A 6,097-nucleotide genomic window follows, 5' to 3' on the forward strand; every position below is an offset into this window, starting at 1 on the left:
TTTGTGAACTTCCGGGGCTACCTTTGTATTGTCATTCAAGAATATAAAACTGTCGTGAAGTTTCTTTTGGCTCCCGAACAAGCAACCGGGAGTAAGAATAAAGCGGAGGACAATGGATCGTGAGACCTGTTGTCCTCCCTTGCGATAATGGCACCCCACCCGGTCGGGGACAGCTGCGGACTAATACCGGTATTAGTTTTGTCTAAACCCGGGTTTAGTGATCACTAAACCCGGTAAAAGAAATCAGCCTGTAGGGGAGAGGACTGTCTCAGACTCTGTGGCGGTCCGTATGGGGTGCATATTTCCGCCCCCTCACGAATGGTCTATGTGCCACTCAAGTACGGCAGTCCTGTCAATTCCTCTTAATTTATGGAAATAGTTATATTTGCTACACAATAGAGCCACACCCGACTATGGGTGGGGAAGCCTACGGACGTTACTTTCACTTTTTTTTGTTTACAGCTTATGACTCACACTCTTATCAATCGAAAAGTGTGGCTCACCCTAGCCCTCACGTTGCTCTCCCTTGTGGGGCTCAGGGCTCAGACCATAGACGTGACCGGTCAGATCACAGATGTGGATGGTGAGCCTATTATGGGTGCCATCATCAAGGTGTCAGGCGATGCCAAGAATGGCGCCTCGTCTGACATTGATGGACACTTCAAGCTCTCTGCCGTGCCCTCCAATGGCACGCTGATCGTCTCGTACATCGGTATGCGTACCGAGGAGGTGCCGGTGTCAGGTCGCAAGCAGATCACTATCGTGCTGCACGAGGATGCAGAGCTCCTTGGTGAAGTGGTAGTGACCGCACTCGGCATCAAGCGTGAGAAGCGCTCTCTCGGCTATGCTCTGCAAGAGGTCAAGGGGGAAGACCTCCTCAAGGGACGCGAGACCAACGTCACCAACTCTCTCGCAGGTAAGGTGGCCGGTCTCCAGGTCGTCAAGGGAGGTGGCGGTATAGCCGGATCCTCCAAGATCGTCCTCCGAGGCAATAACTCACTGACCGGCGACAATCAGCCGCTCATCGTGGTCGATGGTGTGCCGATGGACAACTTTACCGGTGCGTCTAATAATGACTTCTGGAATCCCTCCCTCGATATGGGTAATGGTCTCGGCGACCTCAATCCCAATGATATCGCCTCTATGTCAGTCCTTAAGGGTGCCAGCGCAGCTGCCCTCTACGGCTCTCGTGCCGGTAATGGCGTGATCCTGATCACCACGAAGACCGGGATGGCACAGAAGGGCCTTGGGATAAGTGTCAATTCCTCTACAGGATTTGAGACGATCTTTATGACTCCTAAGGTACAGAAGCTGTACGGACAAGGATCGTATGGCGTCTTTGACAAGGAGAGTGGCTCGAGCTGGGGTCCGAGGCTGGACGGCACAGAGGTGGAGCAGTGGAATGGTAAGAAGGAGCCCCTGCGCTACTTCGACAACATCGATGCCTTCCTCCGCACGGGTATCAATACTCAAAACTCGATCGCCCTCTCCCGCTCAGTCGGTAAGGGCTCATCGGTCTATGCCTCCATTACTCATGCCTACAATAGAGACATGACCCCGGAGTCTAAGCTAAACCGTCTCAATATGATTACCCGCTTCGTCTCCACCTTCGGAGATCGCGATGCGTGGACGGTCGATGCTAAGGTGCAGTATATCCGTACTGATGTGCATAATCGTCCGATTAGCGGTAATCGTAACGACAACTACTTCAGTACCCTGCTCTCTATGCCGGGCAATGTGGATATTACCTCACTCTCTGCGGCGGTAGACGAGTATGGTCGTCACATATGGTACAATCCCTCCAGCGGGCTCAATCCCTACTGGGCTACCCGATACTACAACAACGATGACGTGAGGGATCGCTTCCTCCTTAATGGATCTGTGAAGTACAGCTTTACCGACTGGCTCTCTCTGGAGCTCCGAGGCGGTGCAGATATGTATACCACCAATCGTGATACCAAGATGTGGTCCAAGGGACCCATCAAGCCCAATGGCTCCTACTCTGTCCATAAGGATGTCTTCAGTGAGACCAATATGAGCTTCCTCTTCACTGCTGGCAAGGATGAGGTACTTGGAGACTTTGGCTTCCATGGTACATTCGGCGGCAATCTCATGTCGAGAGACTTCTCGAGTGTCGGCGTAACGATCGGGGAGCTGGCTGTTCCTGATCTCTTTAGCGTCAATAACAGCACCAGCAATCCTGCTCTTGATGAGAGCATCAGTCAGCATAAGATCAACTCTCTGTACGGAACCTTTCAGGTCAATTATGGTGGATATCTTTACCTTGATCTGACCGGACGTAACGACTGGAGCTCTACTCTGAGTAAGGAGAATCGATCCTTCTTCTATCCTTCGGTAAGTACGTCAGTCGTCCTCTCGGATCTGATCCGCAACGCCGTGGAGGGTGACCTGGACTGGCTGACCTTTGCGAAGCTGAGAGCCTCCTATGCCTCTGTGGGTAATGATATGGGTCCCTATCAGCTCTATAATACCTATGGGATCAATAGGGACCCCAACGGCAACATCATCGCCTCTAAGAAGGATGTACTCTACGATCCGACTGTACGCAATGAGCTGATCAACTCCTGGGAGGTCGGTCTCGAGGGACGATTCTTCGACAGCCGTCTGACCCTTGACCTCGCCTACTATAAGTCCAATGCGGTCAATCAGCTGCTCAATATCCCGATCAACGGACTGCAGGGGTATAAGTACCGGAAGATCAATGCCGGCGATATCGAGAATCAGGGATTTGAGCTTATGATCGGTGCTACTCCTGTACTCACGGAGGACTTTACGTGGAGTCTCACGGCTAATCTCTCCAAGAATGTCAATACCGTAAGAGACCTAGCCGAGGGGGTCAGTCAGTATAGCCTCGGAGCCTTTGACAACATCTCAGTCCTCGCAGCTACCGGACAGCGCTATGGAGTCATCTACGGCAGCAAGTTTGCCCGTGTGGAGGATCCCAATAGTCCCTATAATGGCAAGGTGATCGTCAATAAGGATGGTATCCCGACCGCAGCTCCGGGACAGTACTACCTGGGCAATCAGCAGCCGGACTTCCTCTTGGGCTTGAGCAATACACTGAGGTATAAGAATCTATCTCTCAGCTTCCAGGTCGATGGCCGATTTGGAGGCAAGATCTTCTCCTTCACCAATTACCTCCTCAAGGTCAACGGTCGCTCCGCACTGACCCTCGGAGAGGATGGTGAGCGTGGCGACTTTATCTACGATGGGGTCCGCAAGGAGGGAGACTCTTATGTCCCCAATGACGTCAAGGTGACCACCCAGGATTACTGGACTAAGATCGCTACAGGCAATGTCGGCATTACGGAGGACAATCTCTTCGATGCCACCAATGTCCGCCTCCGTAATCTTACGCTTGATTACACCCTGCCCGCTTCCTGGATCGAGGATACGGCAGTCCATGGAGCTCGCATAGGGGTCTCGGCAAATAATCTATGGATGATCTACAGCAAGATGAATGGCGTCGATCCTGAGTCGGTCTATGCCACCGGCTCTAATGCCGTCGGTCTCGAGGCTATGGCTCCTCCCACGACCCGATCCTTCTACATCAACTTGTCTGTCAACTTCTAATGGCTATGCATAAGACTATGAAACAGTATACTATAGGTCTGGTACTGGCTGCCGGACTCTCGGTCGGCCTGACCCTCTCTGGGTGCAGCGACTTCGACGAGATCAATAGGAGTCAGTATGAGGCCGGCACCGACTTAGTGCAGATCGAGTACTTCATCAATAACTCCATCATCTCCGCTCAGATGAATCCCGAGGTGGCAGAGCGTGCCTTTGTCCTCTACTGGAAGGATGCCGCACATACCGATAGGATCGGCTCGCTCTCTGAGTACTACACGGACGACGGATGGACCGGTAATTACTTCGGATACGTCACCACCTGGCTGAGCTACATCAATGAAGCTATAGCATTGTATCAGGCGAAGGAAGCCGAGGGGTCTCTGCAGCCTTATAGCAAGAATCTCTACGAGGTGGCTCGTATCTGGCGTGTCTACCTGATGAGTGAGTTTGCAGACAACTTTGGTCCGATGCCGCTCAATGGCTTCCAGGGTGAGGAGGTGAAGTTTAATACAGTCGAGGAGGTGTACAACTTCCTCCTCCAAGAGCTCGAGGAGTCCACGAAGGATCTGGCTCTGTCACCGGCCGCACCTGAAGCCACTACCAAACTGGACCCTGCATACGGGTATGACTTCGCAAAGTGGAAGAAGTACGGCAACTCTCTCCGGATGCGTCTGGCTATGCGGGTCGTCAATGCTGATCCGGAACTGGCTCGAAAGCACTTCGAGGCAGCGGTTAGTGAAGGGTACATCTCCTCTCTCGACGAGATCTTCTCCGTACAGGAGCGTCCCGGATGGGATGATCTTACTGGAGTGATGACCCGGGAGTGGAATGAGCAGTATCTCTCTGCCACCCTCAATAACCTGTACACCGGTCTGGGAGGGATTACCTCCGAGGAGCAGATCGGTGCCTATGTCCGCTCGGCTGTGAAGATCCTCAATGATGCGGCAGGCGCTGACTCCCCTCAGCCGATCAGGGTGAAGTTTAATGCTCCCGACTGGATGGGAGTCCGCTGGCCGGATCATTTTCCCACGACGACCAATGATCCCTCTGCCGGATTTTGGAACGATGGGCTCAATAACACGATGGATCCAAGGGCATATGTGGCTTACGGGATACCCGGAGACCTCAATAACCCCCACTTCTGCAAGTATCCAAGCTGGAGTAGTGCGGCCTCCGTCACACGGAGAGCACTGGAGAAGAAGGTCGAGGGTAGCTCCAAGTCTGACACCGTTGCTGTGATCAACTCCGCCTTTACCTGGAATGCTCCCGTTGCCGGAGACTGGGGCGATAAGGGTGCCCTGAATAAGGTGGCATTCTTCCGCGGCAATACGCCAACCCTTGTGCTGGACTTCCGCAACAGCTCCATGCGACGTGTCTTCTATGGTCCCTGGGAGAGCTACTTCCTCATCGCTGAGGCTGCGGTACGCGGGTGGCAGGTGCCGATGTCCGGCAAGGAGGCTTATGAGAGAGGCATCAGGGAGAGCTTTGACTACTTCGACCAGTGCTTCCCCGATGCAGGCATCTCCAAGTACCTGGATCAGTATCTTGCCTCAGAGTCTTACAATCGGGTAGGTACCTCCGTCGCATGGGATCATACGGCTGAGCCTCAGCCGGTCACCAAGCACTATCTCAATGGTCTCACCGGCAAGGAGGAGAGCTATGAGTACCACTACCCGAGTAACGGGCTCTACAAGGATGGGACCGTGAGCAACGACCACCTGACAAAGATCATCACCCAGAAATACATCGCCCAGGTGCCGTGGCTTCCTCTCGAGACGTGGTCTGACCAGCGCCGGTTGGGACTCCCGTTCTTCGAGAATCCAATGGTCGAGAAGACGATCACCAATCTGCCCGCTCTGACGAAGGAGAATTGCAAGGAGAGCCGGTGGGAGTTCTTCCCGCAGCGTCTGCCATTCCCTACCTCGCTCAAGAATAACTCGCCCAAGGACTACGCTGATGCCCTCTCCAAGCTCGGTGGTCCCGATGAGATCGGCACACCGCTCTGGTGGGCCGCCTATAGGAAGTAAGGCTCCCTGACTCTGCAAGATGGGCTGTGTCATCCGCACGCTGATGATGCAGCCCCTCTTTGTGGCTTAGCGCCTAGATTCCGCAAGAAAAAGGAGGCACCGAAAAAGGGGCAAAGAATTCCGCTGAATTCCTTGCCCCTTAGGTGTAATTTGTGTAGCTTTATATTCCATAAAAGACTGATACTCTTATGAATTACATAGTAAATATACGAGTAAAAAGTGGATATCCCACACAATCTTTTTGGGGGGCGAGGCCGGATGGCTGAGCACTTCCCTTGCACATTTCTTGCTATCTTTGTCCTGTACTAGAGATACTTTGCTTATATGAAGAGGCTATACCATCTTATCGCTCTGCTCCTCGCCGTCACGCTGCTGGCCGGCTGTCGCGCTATGGATGATCCAGAGACTCCGCTGCCTGAGTCGGAGGACTTTGCGGTCCTTATCGCTGACTACGACAGCAGCATCTGGTCTCACGATGC

Annotated in this window: 2 protein-coding genes; both read left to right on the forward strand. The window is 53.2% G+C overall.

What is annotated here, in order from left to right:
• Positions 1-465: 465 nt before the first annotated feature.
• A complete protein-coding gene (locus tag Q0F21_RS04730) occupies positions 466-3,594 on the forward strand; it encodes a SusC/RagA family TonB-linked outer membrane protein (RefSeq protein ID WP_297237867.1) in 3,129 nt (1,042 codons plus the stop codon).
• A 17-nt stretch (positions 3,595-3,611) separates the two neighbouring features.
• Entirely contained in the window at positions 3,612-5,618 is a 2,007-nt protein-coding gene (locus tag Q0F21_RS04735; protein ID WP_297237869.1) for a SusD/RagB family nutrient-binding outer membrane lipoprotein, read from the forward strand.
• Positions 5,619-6,097 lie beyond the last annotated feature (479 nt).

The sequence above is a fragment of the uncultured Porphyromonas sp. genome, from assembly GCF_934359325.1.
GTDB lineage: Bacteria > Bacteroidota > Bacteroidia > Bacteroidales > Porphyromonadaceae > Porphyromonas_A.